This is a genomic window from Treponema sp. OMZ 305 (genome assembly GCF_024181325.1).
In the GTDB taxonomy this organism is placed as follows: Bacteria; Spirochaetota; Spirochaetia; order Treponematales; family Treponemataceae; genus Treponema.
Genome location: NZ_CP051300.1, coordinates 2054729 through 2071055, shown reverse-complemented (window position 1 = coordinate 2071055; position 16327 = coordinate 2054729). Strand labels below are relative to the sequence as shown.

The 16327-nt window shown below is 46.0% G+C and carries 11 protein-coding genes; 7 read left to right on the top strand and 4 right to left on the bottom strand.

The window, feature by feature from the left end:
• The first annotated feature begins 671 nt into the window (after window positions 1-671).
• The 5 genes from ABK01_RS09060 to ABK01_RS09040 all read left to right on the top strand — a co-directional run bounded on the left by ABK01_RS09060 (window position 672) and on the right by ABK01_RS09040 (window position 10282).
• Entirely contained in the window at window positions 672-2516 is a 1845-nt protein-coding gene (locus ABK01_RS09060; RefSeq protein WP_253675404.1) for a hypothetical protein, read from the top strand.
• A complete protein-coding gene (locus ABK01_RS09055) occupies window positions 2503-4359 on the top strand; it encodes a ribonuclease catalytic domain-containing protein (protein ID WP_253675403.1) in 1857 nt (618 codons plus the stop codon). The genes ABK01_RS09060 and ABK01_RS09055 overlap by 14 nt, the downstream gene beginning before the upstream one ends.
• 151 nt (window positions 4360-4510) lie before the next feature.
• Window positions 4511-5824: a M18 family aminopeptidase gene (locus ABK01_RS09050; protein WP_230974388.1), complete on the top strand. Its 1314-nt coding sequence runs from the start codon at window positions 4511-4513 to the stop codon at window positions 5822-5824.
• Window positions 5825-5989: 165 nt separating this feature from the next.
• Window positions 5990-9445 (top strand): periplasmic flagellar collar protein FlcA, encoded by a 3456-nt coding sequence (gene flcA / locus ABK01_RS09045; protein WP_253675402.1) that lies wholly within the window; start codon window positions 5990-5992, stop codon window positions 9443-9445.
• 3 nt (window positions 9446-9448) lie between these two features.
• Window positions 9449-10282, top strand: coding sequence for an XdhC family protein (locus ABK01_RS09040; protein WP_253675401.1), 834 nt, complete (start codon window positions 9449-9451; stop codon window positions 10280-10282).
• A gap of 11 nt (window positions 10283-10293) precedes the next feature.
• Here the strand turns inward: ABK01_RS09040 and ABK01_RS09035 are convergent, their stop codons facing one another.
• The 3 genes from ABK01_RS09035 to ABK01_RS09025 form a co-directional block, all read right to left on the bottom strand.
• Entirely contained in the window at window positions 10294-10437 is a 144-nt protein-coding gene (locus tag ABK01_RS09035) for a TdeIII family type II restriction endonuclease (RefSeq protein ID WP_253675400.1), read from the bottom strand.
• A 62-nt stretch (window positions 10438-10499) separates the two neighbouring features.
• The gene (locus ABK01_RS09030; RefSeq protein WP_253675399.1) at window positions 10500-10688 is read right to left on the bottom strand and encodes a TdeIII family type II restriction endonuclease; all 189 of its coding nucleotides are present in this window, start codon (window positions 10686-10688) and stop codon (window positions 10500-10502) included.
• Window positions 10689-10786: 98 nt separating this feature from the next.
• Window positions 10787-12397 carry a DNA methyltransferase gene (locus ABK01_RS09025; protein ID WP_253675398.1) on the bottom strand — a complete coding sequence of 537 codons (1611 nt, stop codon included), beginning with the start codon at window positions 12395-12397 and terminating at the stop codon, window positions 10787-10789.
• A 195-nt stretch (window positions 12398-12592) separates the two neighbouring features.
• Between ABK01_RS09025 and ABK01_RS09020 the strand changes: the two genes are divergently transcribed.
• Together ABK01_RS09020 and ABK01_RS09015 are read left to right on the top strand one after the other, a co-directional pair.
• On the top strand, window positions 12593-15295 hold the full coding sequence (locus tag ABK01_RS09020) for a valine--tRNA ligase (RefSeq protein WP_253675397.1): 2703 nt from the start codon (window positions 12593-12595) through the stop codon (window positions 15293-15295).
• Between the two features lie 23 nt (window positions 15296-15318).
• The gene (locus tag ABK01_RS09015) at window positions 15319-15903 is read left to right on the top strand and encodes a hypothetical protein (protein WP_212565155.1); all 585 of its coding nucleotides are present in this window, start codon (window positions 15319-15321) and stop codon (window positions 15901-15903) included.
• A 106-nt stretch (window positions 15904-16009) separates the two neighbouring features.
• Here ABK01_RS09015 and ABK01_RS09010 read toward each other — a convergent pair whose 3' ends face one another.
• A complete protein-coding gene (locus ABK01_RS09010) occupies window positions 16010-16264 on the bottom strand; it encodes a hypothetical protein (RefSeq protein WP_253675396.1) in 255 nt (84 codons plus the stop codon).
• Window positions 16265-16327 lie beyond the last annotated feature (63 nt).

The window sequence follows — 16327 nt, the reverse complement described above, 5'->3', positions numbered from 1 at the left end:
CAGAATAATAGGCTGGGGATGTCCCAAAAGTTGGTTACTTTCGGAACATCCCCGACGAGTTTAAAATTAAGTCTTTATACAGCAACGACTTAATTTTAAACATTGCATCTAAATCTAAGGAAACTGTCCAAAAACTGAAGTTTTTAGACAGCCCCATCTTCGCGGTTCAAATGGTCGCCCAGCCTATTATTCTGCGCTTTTGATTTATCTGTCTGATGTGTTTGTCCTTTTCCTGAAAAAATTTGTGCAAAATTTTAGATAAAATTTTGTACAAAGGGAAGGCAAACGCATCAGACGAGTAAATATAGATCGCAAAATCAGGAGATTGTTAAAAATATACTTTCCGTTAGCCTTTTGAAATAGCCTGTTAAAAAACGTACATCCGTGTACGTTTTTTAACGACAAGTTTTTCTTAGCGAAAAACTTGCTACTGCTTGCAACCACCGCCGTCCGTGGCGGTACTGATACGTTGAGGATATTCAGAAGCGGCACGGATGCCGCTGGTTCCATCAGAAGCGATGTTTCAGCGATGCTGAAACTCGCTGCCAAAAGTGTACAAGGATGTACACTTTTGGCAAGGTAACGCAGTAGATGTGCCGTATATTTCAAAAGGAGTCTGATGCGTTTACCGTGGATTGCTATATTTGCGTCGCTATGATATGCTTTAGCGTATGAAAGATATGCGCCGAACGGTTCTTGTTTTACTTTCCTTTTTTTTTATTGCAATTTCCGGTTTTACGGATCCGTTGACGGAGGGAATGTATACCCGTGAGCGGCTGATGCAGGTGTATCGCGACGAAATAGCGGAGGCTTCTTCACATGAAATAGCGGCGAACGAAGTTGGCGAATGGTATAACATTATCGAAACATCTCTTTTTATGCTGATACGCAGAACCGAACTCTTTCGCGGCACGATGCGCTTAATTATAACTGACCGGAAAAATGCCCGTTGTATGATGTATCCCGACGGGACATTTCTTGTAAGTACCGGTCTTTTGGATTATATCGATTCCGTTCTTTTCATGGATACCACCGGTTCTGCGCGTAGGATACGGAATTTGAATAACGAGCGAGAGAATTTTTTTGCCCCTATCGCTGCAGTGTGTACGGCGCAGTTTGCGCTCAACTATTACAGTACCGCTAAGATCATCTCGCTTTCTCCTGAAAAATTATATACCGCCGACATCATGGCAAGCGTATTACTTAATGTTGCCGGTTATCCTCAGGGGTTATTGGAAGCATGGCTTAATCGGTTGGCTTCACTTTACGCTGATACGGAAACGGCAAAAGTCTTCGCATCATTTGCAACCGGCTCCATAAAACCTGCTGTACGGTTTGAGCAGTTAAACAGTAACGGAGATGATATTACGCATCTGTACGAAGAAATTTCAGGGGTACTATTTGCACTTCAGAATCGCAGAGGAACCGCCGATGCGCGTACTGTGTTGGGTAATTTACTGCAACTCTTTCCGCAGAGCCTTTATATCAATCGTCTGAATGCTCTCGTTTCTCATCAAGCATGGCTAAGCAGTCTTGATAAGCGGGATACGGAGATGGCTACTATTCTTCCTGCTGCAGTGTATGATAATGCATCGGTGTTTGCGTTTTTTCAGTCGGCGGATTTCATGTTTGAAAATGATGACGATGAACAGTCCGATTACGTTTCAAAAACAATGCCGACACGGAGTAACAGCGCTGTATATGAGCAGGCAAAAAAAGCATATAGCGATTATCTTACTATGATATACGAGGCGGGAATCGCATCGGGGTATGCGTATCTACTCGCTTCGTCTCCGCTGACTCATGAACGGAATGCAGTACTCAGCATTGCAGAACAGGCTGATCTCTTTCATACGAGTGCTGATGATAAAACAGCGCGGGCAAACTATGCTGCGCTGTTGTCTCTACTAAGAAAAGACTATACAAAGGCGCAACAGCTGCTGGCTGATTGTCTCTCTTCATCTGTTCGAAAAACAACCGGTAAAGTGTTGTTTGTAACGACGGGATTTCCTGCCGATGAACGGCTAATCCGCTGCAATTATTTCCGTATCCTAAAAAAATTAAACAATAAAACAGGCGCTGCAAAAGAAAGGCAATGGCTTGCCGATATCTTAAAAGAACCTGAAGCGGTTACTCCGATTGTGCTCCGCAATGTGTCTGTCGGCGATACGGTTGATAAACTGTTGAGTGCGTGGAATAGACCGTCTGCAATTATCTACAATTATTACAACGAACGCTGGCTGTATCGACTGCTTAATACCGAAGTTATCATACGCTCTAAAGACGGGGACGGAGCGGTACTGCAGATGAGTGTCGGTTTTCCGTCATCGTTAACGCTCTTTAATGATATACGCACCGGCGACTCTCGTGATGGTTTTGAAAAAGTGTGCGGAAAAGCGGTGTACCGCAGCTGCGATGCACTGATGTATCACCGGCAAGGAAATCTTCTACAGGTGGTATACGGTAATAACAAAATACGGAACATCACTATTCGGAATATAAATGAAAAAAGGTAATCTCGTTCTCTATAAAAATCAGCCTGCGCTCATTACCGATGTACAGGCTGATAAATTTGAAATTGCGTTGGAATCCGGTTCAAAGAAAGTACGCGAAAAAGACATTGTGCTGCTCCATAGCGGAGAATGCCGGAGCATTAAGGCGGCGCTTGATGCCGAAGTTCCCGCTGCGGATTTTGGCGAAGCTGCGGATTTCTTTGAAGGAGAAACGCCGTCTTTCACCGAGCTTGCGGAGCTGCTATGGGGAACGTACACGGCGGAGCAAAGCTGGCAGTTGTGGCAAGCTCTGTGTCGTTCGCCCTATTTTATTTGTACTTCGCCTACGGATCCGATCGGTATTCGCACGCAAGCGGAAATAGAGCGGCTTAATCAAAAGCAGACGGAGAAAGCGCAGGCCGAAAAACTGCGGCAGGATTTTATCGCAGCCCTTCGCGCCTGTATGCAGGGAAAGCCGTTTACAGAAAGTAAAGAATTATATACGCCGTTTTTTCAAGAGCTTGAGGCGCTCGCCTTGGGGAGTTCTTCCGCTTCCAAAATATTAAAAGATGCAAAGATGGAGCAAACTCCCGAACAGGCGCACGAGATTCTGTTAAAAACGGGTTTTTGGCCTATCGAAAAAAATCCCTATCCTGCACGCTTCGGCCATTCGCTTCATTCATCTAAGGCGGATATCCCCGCGCCTGTGTTTCCGTCCGATCCGTTCGATTTAGCAGCAATCCCTGCGTATGCAATCGATAATCCCGGCAGTACCGATCCCGACGATGCGGTTTCTTTTGACGGAACATACTTGTGGATTCACATTGCAAACCCTGCCGACACCATTCAGGCGGATACGCAAAGCGATGCCGATGCCTGTGCTCGCGGCGCAACACTATATACACCTGAGGGGGCAGCTCGAATGCTCGGCGAAAAAGCGGTTGACTATTTTGCCCTCGGGCTAAAACCCGTATCTTATGCGCTTTCTTTTAAGCTGCTCCTCGGTAGTGACGGTGCAATCGAAGAGGTTTCAATCCACCGTACCAAACTTTCGGTTATCAGGATGACGTACGAAGAAGCGGATGCTCAAAAAGACACTCCTGCGTTAGCTTCGCTTTTTACCATAGCGGAGAAAAACCGCATCAGACGGGAGAATGCGGGCGCCGTATCCATCGATTTTCCCGAAGTGTCTATTACGCTGACGGAGCAGGACGGCACAAAACGGGCGCAGGTTCAGTCTGTTGTCCAGACCGAAGCCGCTGCAATGATTAAAGAAATGATGCTGCTTGCAGGGGAGGCAGCTGCCCGTTTTGCGTTTCAGCACAGTATTCCGTTTCAGTATATCAGTCAGGAGGCGCCCGAACTGCCGAATAAGTTGCCGTCCGGTCTTGCAGGGGAATACAGGAAGCGGCGCGCCATGCGTCCGCGCAGCGTGGGTACCATTCCGTCGATGCACGCTGCGCTCGGGCTTGCGATGTATGGACAGGTAACAAGCCCGCTCCGCCGCTACGGGGATCTGGTAAGCCATCGCCAGCTGTTGAACTATATTGACGGTAAACCGCTAACGCCTGCGGCAGATCTCATCCTTAAAATAGCGGCGGGGGACGTGGCAGGGCGCGCCTGCGTTTCTGCGGAACGGGCATCCCGTCAGCATTGGACACTCGTGTACCTGCTGCAAAATCCCGATTGGCGCGGTACGGCAGTTGTGCTTGAGGCAATGGGCAAAAAGGCTCATATCTTTATTCCGTCGCTTGGATATGAAGGCGACATAACGCTTGATGCCGAACCGGAACTCAATCAGGAACTGACCGTAAAGGTGCGCCGCATCCGTCTTGCCTATCTGCAAGCCTCGTTTGAACAGGTGTAAGCTTTATTACACGTTCAACAATACTTTCTCAGGTTTCTCTGAAACTGCTCCTTGAGGATACCCGATAATTCCATCCCGCAACCTTCCCAAAATTATAAAAGGCAGGTATACTAAAGAAGATAATCAGGGTAACCCCCTAAGGAGTATAGGTATGGCGATGCAAAAACAGTATGCCCGTGAACTGATGCGGTTTATCGATCAAAGCCCGTCGGTGTATCATGTGATTGAAAATGCCGGTAAAAAGCTCGAAGCGGTCGGCTTTACCCGTCTTGACCTTTCGGATGCTTTCGATTTAAAGCCCGCAGGAAAATACTTTGTAACCGCAAATGGCAGCGCTCTTATCGCATGGCAGATGAGCCGCGGGAAGAAAGCGCGCGGATTTAAGCTTGTCGGCAGCCATAGCGACTCCCCCTGTTTGCGGATAAAGCCGCATCCCGAAGTAACGGTGCAAGATCATTACCTCAAGCTGAATACCGAAGTATACGGCGGGGCAATTCTTTCAACATGGTTTGATCGCCCGCTTTCCGCAGCGGGACGTGTAGTTGTGCGGACGGATGATCCGCTTGCGCCTCAAGAGATGCTGTTCTCGTTTAAAGGTTCGCCGCTTATCATACCGAACCTCGCTATCCACATGAATCGCGAAGTAAACGACGGGTATAAAATTGAACGTCAAAAAGATGTGCTGCCCTTGCTCGGTATCATCAATAAAAAGTTTGAAAAGGACGGATATCTTATTTCACTGATATCTAAACAGCTGCATGTTCCGGTGAGCACAATCCTCGACTTTGACCTCTATTTGTATGATACGCAGCCCGGAAGTTTTTGCGGTCTTTCCGATGAATTTTTTTCGACGGGAAAAATCGATAACCTCGGTATGGCCTATGCATCCCTCGATGCGCTGATTGCGCAAGATGCTCCGTTAGACTATGTAAAAGCCGCCTGTATCTTTGATAACGAAGAAGTCGGCTCGGAAACGATGCAGGGCGCCGGTAGCCCGTTCTTTGCGGATACGCTCAAGCGAATTACGATTGCCCAGTGTGAAGCAGGTGAGCAGTGGTTTGAACTGTTCCAGCAGCAGTTGAGCAGGTCTTTCCTTATTTCCGCCGATCAGGCGCACGCTTTCCATCCCAATTATCCCGAAAAAAACGATATTACCAACTTCCCGCTTGTAAACGGCGGACCGGTGGTAAAACTTGCCGCTTCGATGAGCTATGCGAGCGACGGTATTTCGGCGGGGATATTTAAAGATCTCTGTGCAAGGGCCGGCGTTCCATGCCAAAACTTTGTCAACCGTTCCGATATAAAAGGCGGTTCAACCATTGGACCGATTACGACGACAAACTTGCGGATTAAGACGGTCGATATCGGGAACCCCATCTTGTCGATGCATTCCATTCGCGAGCTGGGCGGCGTTGCGGATCAAGCGTATATCACGCAGGTGTTTAATCAGTATTATAAAGAGTAATAAGGCATCTCTAAAACTCGGTTGGATTTGCTTCGCATCCTTCGGGAACGTCTAAGGGGATGTTCGAAAAAGTAACGGCTTTTGAAGCACCCCTTATACGGTGCTCCTTAAGATATATGCTAAAAATGCCGAAATTACAAGAGAAAGGGGCTTTTGTGCGCGTTTATGCCGAATTTAAATGAAATTACTAAGTTTAGAGAAGATCTGAAAAAGATTGCTCATGAAGATGGAGTAACTGCTCGGTGGGGCGAGCGAGTCTATGATGAACTCCCTCTGCCGAATCAGGAAGAGGTTCCCGATATTGATCTCGATGCCTTACTGCCTGCAACGGAGCCGGAGCAAACCGCTGCTGCTGATGATGCCGTTGACAAATCTTCCGAGTCTATGCCCGCATCGCAACAGGCTGCCGAATCGGTTCCCGATATGTTCGATACGGTGCCGGTTACGGATGCTCCCGACATATCGATGGATACCCCTTTTCCCACCGATTTCGGCGATAATGGCATCGACGATACAGGCTCTCTTGCGCCTTCCGGTGCAGATGATTCGGTCGATACCGAATCTCCTCAAGCCGAGGAACCGAGCGCCAAGCCCGACGAACCCGAAGTGGTAACCGGAGATGCGTATCCCGTTGACGAAGAAGGAATGCCGGATACCTCAGACATGGATACGTTCCTTTCTTCATTTGATTTTGACAATCTTTCCGGAGATGATTCAGATGCTTCCGATATCGCCGAATCTACGGCTACCGATGAACCATCAACGGAGCGTGATGATCCGTTTAATTTTGACGATATGCTTTCTTCCTTTGATTTTGCGCCCGAACCGATAAAAGCAAATGAATCTACGCCGGCTGATGATACGATTGATGATGATACGATTCCGGAAGATGTGGAAACGTTAGATGAAAGTGATGAAGTTCCGGCTGATGAAGATATGCTTCAAGAAGAGCGTACCATCCCTGATATTACTATTCCCGACATTGATTTATCGGCTTTTGATTCCTCTTCTGATGATGCTTCAAGCAATCCTGATGTTTCCGGCGATTTGGATGAAGTGGATGATCATTCTCATTTTGATGTTCCTGATATGGATGATGATGAAGAAACCGCTCAATTTCCGGTATCCGATGAAACCACCCAGTCCAATACCTCAGCAGCTTCCACTGTCAATGAGGATGAAAGCGGCAGTACTACGGAAGAATCCGATAGTTTGGACAATATGGATGAACTTTCACTCTTTTCCGAAAATAGGGATGATCCTCCAGCCGAATCGGCGGATGACGGAGCGGATGCGTCGTCATTTGAGTTTAGCATGGATACTCCGAGTACCGAACCTATCAGTATTCCGCCGATTGCCATTCCACCGATTGCCGGTACTGATGTCGGTTTTGACGGAATCGGTATGCCGGAGCACATAACCGATACCTTTTTTAACCAGCCGGAGGGCGATAGCGGGGATCAAAGCGGTTTTTCTTTGGAAGAAAATCCGCTTGACAGCGATATAACGGAAGTAGCTGACGATCAATTCAATCTCCCTGATAACTTTAAAGATTTTTCGGCTGATGCTCACTCGCAGATGTTCGATTCCGTTATTGCCAAGAGTACCGGTTCTTCGGATGACGGCGAAGCGTTAACAATATCGGATGATGATTATTTTAATTTTTTAAACAAGCTTGAAACCTTCCCGTTTAATGTGCAGCTTGCTATTCAGGACTATATCGCCAATGGCGACGACCGACCTGAAAATAAGATGAATTTTATCCGCTTTGTACTGGAAAAAGATTCTCTTAAAAAAGTTGTCAATAAGCTCGAAAAGATAATCAATAGATCGATTCCTATTCCACGCGGATTTCAACGGAAGACGGTTGAAGAGTATGAACGGGAAAAACAGACCTTTAAATATTGGTTTATGCATCGGTTCTTGCCTGTTGCCGTTATGTCTGCCATTGCGCTTATTCTGGTATTTTGTATTTCAGTCTTATCATGGCAGTTTATTTATAAACCGATACGCTCGGAAGCCTTTTATAAGACCGGCTATTCCTATCTGGAAAACGGGCAGTATGAAACTGCAATAGAAAAATTTAATCGGGCAGGTGATTATAAGCGAAAGAAAAAATGGTATTTTTCGTATGCTCGTGCGTTTAGAGCGAAAAAACAATTTACCGCTGCGGAAAAAATGTATCTCCGCCTCATTTACGACTTTGCGAACGATAAGCAGGGCGGCTTGGAATACGCCGATATGTTGAGTACCGATCTGCGTAATTACGAAAAAGCTGAAGCGGTTTTGCGTCGTCGCGTACTCGATCATTATGTCAATGATAAGGATGGAATGCTCGCTCTCGGCGATGTGTTTATGAATTGGGCCGATGAAGATCCTGAAAAGTACGACGATGCGGTAAAGGTTTACAGCCGACTAATCGAGCTATACGGTGAAAGCGATACCTTCCTTGTACGGATGATGCGCTATTTTATCCGCACGGATAATCTGGCGGAAGTGCTGAATCTCAAAGATCATTTCTCTTCCCGCATAACGAAAATCGGCGCGGAAAATCTGACTGAATTGAGCGGTTACTTGCTCGAAAAACGGTATAATCCTAAACCGCTCGATTCGGAAAAACTCCGCTCAAAAATCGACGATGTGCGTATGCTGTTGGAAAAAGCCGTGCAGACAGATAAAACGATGCCGGAAGCGTATTATAATTTAGGCCGCTTTTTTATCTACAATAATAAGCAGGACGGTGCAATAGAAAATTTGACCGAATCGATTAAGCTGTTTAAAACCGCCGCCCCGATGACCGCACGGCGTACCGGTAATTATGTCGATGCAATGCGCCTATTGGGAGAGCAGTTGGTAGATCAGAAAAAATACCTTGAAGCCCAAACCCTTTATGCTGACGCGCTAAATATATACCGCGAATATACAGCCTTTAAACCGCTGCCGCCGAACAAAGCTATCGGAAAGCTCTATGCGGATTACGGCGACATCGACTACTTTATCTCATATAATTTTGATTCGGCTCTTGACAGCTATCAAAATGCGGTAAAAGAACTGTATAACACGCCATCGGTGAATTATCGAATCGGCTATATACACTATCAACAGGAAAATTACCGGCAGGCAATAGAAGCAATGAGTCATGCGTATGCAGAAAAAGCACACGATAAGAATTTGCTGTACGGATTTGGAAATGCGTTCTTTAAGCGTGGCGATTATTTTGCTGCTTTGGCTGCGTATGAAGAGCTTTTAGGCTTGCTGAATGCACAGCGTGCGCGGAAAGAACAAGCATTGTCCAATACTCGCCCTGACGATGTTGCGTTTATTGAGCGTTATATGCATACGGCTAATAATTTGGGCGCAACGCTGAGCAGATTGTCCGAGCGAACGGGCGACTCTCAGAAGAACGGACGTGCGCTTGCACTGTATGCGGAATCTACCCGTGCGTGGGATGCTTTAACCAGAAATCCTCAGACGATGATCCGTGCAAAATCGGTCGGCTTGGCCTATTTGAATACCCAAAATATGCTGAATACAAAGAGTTCGTATCAATCAGAGATTTATACCGATATACCGATGATACTCGAAAACGAGAGAGCTCTGGAACAAAAAGAGGATAAATAGTCTATGGATACCGAGATTTTAAAGTATGTTACAGCCGATACGGCAAACGGTATTACGGGCGTATTATGCACAATTATCGAAGCGCATGGATCTTCTCCGCGAGAAGCCGGAACGTCGATGTGGGTAACTGCGGAAGCTGTCCGCGGCACGGTAGGCGGTGGTATTTCCGAACATGAAGTGATCAAAAAAGCACGTGAAATGCTGAAAACAGGCGATGCTACCTGTATCATAAAGAAAAATCTTACAGCAGAGGAAGGGCTTGCGTGCGGAGGTTCAATCCAAGTGTATCTTGAAAAGATAGGGAATGACCCTGAACTATTTATCTTCGGTGGCGGACACGTCGGCCGCGCGCTTGCAAAAGTTGCTGCCTTTATCGGATTTCGCGTTACCGTTTGGGATGATCGTGCCGATTGCATTACAGAAGAACTATTCCCGACGGCGCGGCGGCTTTGTTGTCCGTTGGAGCAGCTGTTTTCCAAAGAAGACGTATTGCCATCTCACACCGTTCTACAGTTTCACGAGAACGTATATTGCGTTGCGGTAACCCGTGGGCATCGCTGCGATGCGGATGTACTGCGGTACCTGTACGGTAAAAAACTTGCCTATATCGGTATGATCGGCTCATTTGAAAAAAATGCTGCGGTTGTAAAGCTGCTTGCCGATGAAGGTATCGGCAAAGAGTACCTCGATTCCATCTATAAACCGATCGGACTGCCCATCAGAGCGGAAACGCCTGAAGAAATTGCAGTTTCCATCGCCGCCGAGCTTATTGCTGTGGAGCACCACGGAAATCCCGCACTACTCCGCAGCGGCTACGCCGACTCTCGCCACGGATAAGAAAAGAAAACTCATCTATGCTGTGCAAAATAGGCATCGATTTCGGGGCGCAATTCAATTCCGACTTTTTCAAAAATGTTCAACAATGCTTCGTATGATCCGGCGCCGCCTAAAAAGTCCCAAAATTCTGCCGCAACTTTTAGCTCATATTCCAAATCAACATCCCCCGATGCAAGCGTCGGGGAATGTTGTTCTCATAAGGTGGTTGCAGTCGGCTTTAATACCCTTTGTTACGACGCAGAGCGTTGCCGGAGCGGCGGGTATTAAAGCCTCCGCACGAATCAATCATCCCTCGCATTGTCCAGCGACCGTATTCTTTCGGTTCATACGGATTATACGGAATTGCAAGAAGTGTATGGATATGAGCTGTCGGATGTTCGGCAAGTGTTACCGCGACCCATTTCAAAAGCGTACGTTTAAACTCTATAAACCCACCTTTATTTGGTTTGGCTGTTTTTATACTCTTCAATTTCAGTCATTTGTGTATTTGTAAGACTCATCTTTTCATCTCCTTTCCTTCAAATGAAAAATTGTTTCGGAATAAGCACCTTTATCTTTTTCGGTCCTATTTAAAACCGGACGATGATATTGATTAACAATACGCATACCGGATTTCTCTGCAATAAGCGGATACATATTGAATTTATCATTTGCAACTAAAAATACATTATAGTCTGTCGCTAAATAGGTTTTTGCATTATTAAGAACAGCGCTAATGCCTTCCACATAACTTTCGCGGGCTTCTTTCCCCTTTCCTTTAAATAAAGGACCTATCTCCAAATCATCATGACGGGTAAAGCCGAATATGTCATATGCATACGCATGTTGTTCATGGTAGTCTATTAATCCGACATACGGCGGAGAAGAAAAAATACCTGCAATTTTATGCTTCCGGATTAATTCATATAACTCAGGTTTGTTTTGTTCTATTTTTTCATCGAGATTGATTGTGCGGGAATCTCCGGTTACGCAATATTGAAAAGTTTGCGTCTTAAGCATTTTAAATTCAGCCAGGCGTTTGACGGTATCCTTTGCATAAGTATTCCACCATCTCAATATCGAAAAAAGCGGTTTGCAAATCTTCCCATGTTTTGTACAATAATACGGAGCGGTTACCGGCTCATATATTGTTGCAAGGTCTGAATGGGTTGTCGCCCTGCAACTGCGCATTGTTCTACTTAAAATTATTTTTGCGATATTTCGTTCAGGTTTATTCGGTATTTTTTCAATAAGCTGAAAGACCAAATCGATTTCGTTCCGAATATTCTGCACGTACCATTTATCTAAGAATGTACCCGTTTCTTTTTGCTTTAGTTGAATATTAAATGTATGGACAAGCTTTTGATAAACAGAAAAAAATTCTTTTTCTTTTTCAGCTCCATAGGTCTTTTCATCGATATTCTTTTGCCGTACATCGATTTTAAACTGCGGCGACGGAAAATACTTATTGTTAAAAGTTAAAAGCTCAGCGCTTAGCGCATCTTCAAATTCCGGTATGGAGTAAGCAGCGGTAAAATCACGAAGTCTATTTGTTATAAACGAAAGTTCATTTTCAAGCATTTGTAAATCGCAATTTTGTATTTTTGCATTTGCAATGACTGTATTAAACTCCGAAATATCCACGCCGATTGCATGAATACCTAATTCATTTACCTGTACAAGTGTTGTTCCGCTGCCGCAAAATGGATCAAGTACAACATCTCCCTTATGAAAAAAGACATTTTGTTTAAAGCTGTCGGTATGCTCATCTAAAAAATATTCGACAAGCTGCGGAATAAATTTCCCTTTATAAGGATGCAGCCTATGAACATGTTTTGTCGTTTCAGCTTCCTTATATTGTTCGAAAGACAAAGTCCAATTCAATTTTTCACCGAGCCGCTCTTCCCAATCCGTCTGCCGTTTACCGGAACGCGACTGATAATAGTGAAGCAATTCCGTTTTTGAAACTACAGGGGCACCGTTATGAAAAAATTTATTTATTCGTCCGTATTGAATAAGATACGTAATATTTGAGTTTGTTACATGCTTTCCCAGCAACACCGTAGCCCAATGCCCAGCTTCGGGGATAGAGATGAAATCATCTGGTTGGATTGTAGCGAAAAGCTCATTTTGCATAGTTTCTCCCAATTCTGCCGTTAAAGCAACGGCAAAATTGAAGATTATCCTACCACCTTCTGCCGTTTTTTTCTACCTTCTGATGGGAGGATATTGTTTATCCTCTTATCCGCTTACACGCGCACCCTTGAACGATAACCGAAAAATAACTAAAATATTTACTTATTGCAGAAAAGCAAGCAGGAGATTGGCGTCATGGAAGACATATTGCACACGATTGAATTGGAAAAAGCATATAATCCTAAAGATTTTGAAGATAGAATCTATGCGGATTGGGAAAAGCAGGGCTGTTTTAAGCCGGTTAAAAAGACTGACAGTACCGATAGATATGTCGTAGCCATTCCTCCGCCCAATGTAACCGGTGTGCTTCACATGGGACACGGTTTAAACAACGTGTTGCAGGATGTCGTTGTCCGCTACCACCGCATGAAGGGTGATGAAACGCTTTGGATACCCGGTACCGACCATGCCGGTATCGCAACGCAAAATGTGGTTGAACGTCAGCTAAAGGCGGAAGGCAAAACACGGCATGACCTCGGGCGGGAAGCTTTCCTCAAACGCACATGGGAAGTAAAAGAAAAGCACCACTCGATTATCACCAATCAGCTGCGTAAAATCGGCGCTTCTGTCGATTGGTCCCGGGAACGGTTTACGATGGACGAAGGGCTTTCCTATGCCGTCCGCACCGTATTTGTTACCCTCTATGAACGCGGGCTTATCTACCGCGGCAACTATCTGGTTAACTGGTGTCCTTCCTGCGGAACCGCACTTGCCGATGATGAGGTTGACCATGAGGAGACCAAAGGGGGAATGTACCATATTTTATACCCCCTCGCCGATGAAAACGGTGCCCCTTCCGCGTCGGAATATATCGAAATAGCGACAACCCGTCCCGAAACGCTTTTGGGCGATACCGCCGTTGCCGTACACCCCGATGATCCCCGCTATACTCATTTGGTAGGAAAGAAGCTCGTGCTGCCGCTGACGGGCCGCTGTATTCCGATTGTTGCAGACAGCTATGTCGATAAGGAATTCGGGACGGGCGCTGTAAAAATAACCCCCGCTCACGACCCTAACGACTGGGAAGTCGGCAAGCGGCACAATCTCGAAGTTATCAATATATTAAACCCCGACGGTACGCTGAATGCGGCGGTACCCGAAAAATACCGCGGCATGACGGTGAAAGCCGCCCGTGAAGCGGTTATTGCCGATTTGGAAACGGCAGGCTTGTTTAAAGAGAAAGAAAACATTAAACATGCCGTAGGGCATTGCTACCGCTGTCACAGCGTCGTAGAGCCGTATCTTTCGGAGCAATGGTTTGTCAAAATGAAGCCGCTTGCAGACAAGGCGCTTGCCGCGTGGAAAAAAGGCGAACTCGTGTTCTATCCGCAAAAATGGGAAAATACCTACAGCCATTGGATGGAAAATATCCGCGATTGGTGTATTTCGCGGCAGCTATGGTGGGGGCACCGGATTCCGGTGTGGTATTGCGAAGACTGCGGTAAGATGACCGTTTCGGTGCAAGATGTAACCGAATGCCCCCATTGTAAGAGCGCCGCCCTCAAGCAGGATAGCGATGTACTCGACACGTGGTTTTCCAGCTGGCTGTGGCCGTTCTCCACACTCGGTTGGCCCGAAAAAACCGAGGACTTGCAGCGCTATTACCCGACCTCCGCCGTCATCACCGCCCATGATATTATCTTTTTCTGGGTTGCCCGTATGATTATGGCAGGGCTTGAGTTTACCGGCACCGTTCCTTTTCGCGATGTTTACCTGCATGACTTGGTGCGCGATAAACAAGGACGCAAGATGTCCAAATCGCTCGGCAACGGTATCGATCCGCTGAATATTATCGACGAGTACGGCGCCGACGCCCTTAAATTTACACTTACCTTTATGTGTACGCAGGGGCAAGATATTCTTATCGACAACGAATCTTTTAAACTCGGCTCCCGCTTTGCCAATAAAATCTGGAATGCTTCACGCTATATCTTAGGAAACCTCGAAGGGCGGCGCATTGTTCCCGTTTCCGCCTCGGAATTAACTGAGCTTGACCGATGGATTTACCACACCCTCAACGAAACGGTCAAAAATGTGCGGGCAGCCTTTGAAGGGTACCGCTATAACGAGGTAGGGCACGGCATTTATGAGTTCTTCTGGAATAACTTTTGCGACTGGTATGTCGAAGGGACGAAGCTTTCATATAAGAGCGGAGATGATGCGGAAAAAGACCGGATAACCTCGGTGCTGCTTGCCGTTTTGGAAGAATCGCTCCGGCTGCTGCATCCTGTGCTTCCCTTCGTCACTGAAGAAATCTACCGCAAACTTCCCGAACACTGCGCTGCCGGAGCTTCACACCGTGCAAAGGCACTGATAACCGCTGATTATCCCGTCTATTGTGAAGAGCGTATCGATACGGCAGCAGCTGCGCGTTTTTCAGCGCTGCAAAATATCGTGCGGCTTATCCGTGCGCTCAGAGCAGAATGCGGTATCGATCCTCAGCTTAAACTGCATATTGCGCTCTATATAGAAGCAGGCTCTCCCGCAGCGGCGGCGTTTGAGAATATCGATTTAATTAAGTTATTGGCGGGACTCGCGGATATTGCCTTTATCGAAACGCCTGCTGATAAACCTGCAAATTCTATCGGGACGGTAGGAGCCGGTTTTGAAGCCTTTATCATTACCGGAACCGAGGTAGATCGCAGTCAATTGGCTGCACGCTTTACAAAAGAACTCGAAAAAGAAAAACAGGCGCGGTCCCGTTTAACGGCAAAACTTTCTAATGCAAATTTTACAGATCATGCTCCGGCTGAGGTTGTCGAAGGGGAAAGAGAAAAACTGCGCCAAACGGAACGGCTGATTGAGAAGTTCACGCTGTATTTGCACGACCTTGTATAGAGTAGGGGAAAAAGGAGAAGAAGATGGAACAACATGAAGTAGCATTGTTAAAAGGAATGTATCTTGCCCCTTATATTCATTTGGCAACCAGCCTTCGCGGAAAAGCTCGGCATGCAGGCGGCAATATGTTCCGGCATCAGCTTGATACTATGGCAACGCTCATTGACTACGGCTATATCGATAGTATTTTGCTTAAAGCCTCAATCGTCCATGATGTATTGGAAGACGTGCCTGATTTTAATGTGAATGAACTGCTCTCTATTGACTCGGAATCTCCTGCTGTCTATGAATTGGTTATGGAAGTTACCCGTCGGCCGGGGCAGACAAAGCCCGAATATCTACAGCATATTATTAGGCATGGTTCACAGCGTGCAAAGGTATTAAAGTGCGCCGACCGAATCAGCAATATGATCAGTTTAGGGTTTGTCAACGACCCAGAGTTTATTAAACGGTATTGTAATGAAACGGAGATATATGTCTTTCCGATTGCATTGGAAGTAAATTTTGATATGTATAATGAATTGCTGTATCTGGTACAGTCCCGTTTACAATATCTTGCAGATTTTGAGTTTCTGCATCAACATCGCAAAGATACTGCTTCTGTTTAACAGGCACCTCTAAAACTTGAGTTTTTGCAGCTGCCCAATAGGATAACGTTTACTCGTGTGTGTGGAGCTGCCGTTTTTCAGCAGCTCCTTTTTTCATTTCCGTAATTTATTCGTCGAAGTCGTCGTCAAAACTGTCGTCATCGTCATAGGTATCATCAAAATCGCCGTCGTCAAAATCATCATCGAAGTCATCGTCAAAATCATCGTCGAAATCATCATCAAAGTCGTCGTCGCTAAAATCATCGTCAAAATCATCATTGCCGAAATCATCGTCAAAATCGTCATTGAAATCATCATCATCATCGAAAGGCGCGGTCGATAAGAAATGATTTCCGAAAAAGAAAGAAACTTTGTTACTCATAGTGAACCATCCATTGTGTTTTGGAATATCTTATAAAAACGCTTTACAGGTAAAACGCCGCCG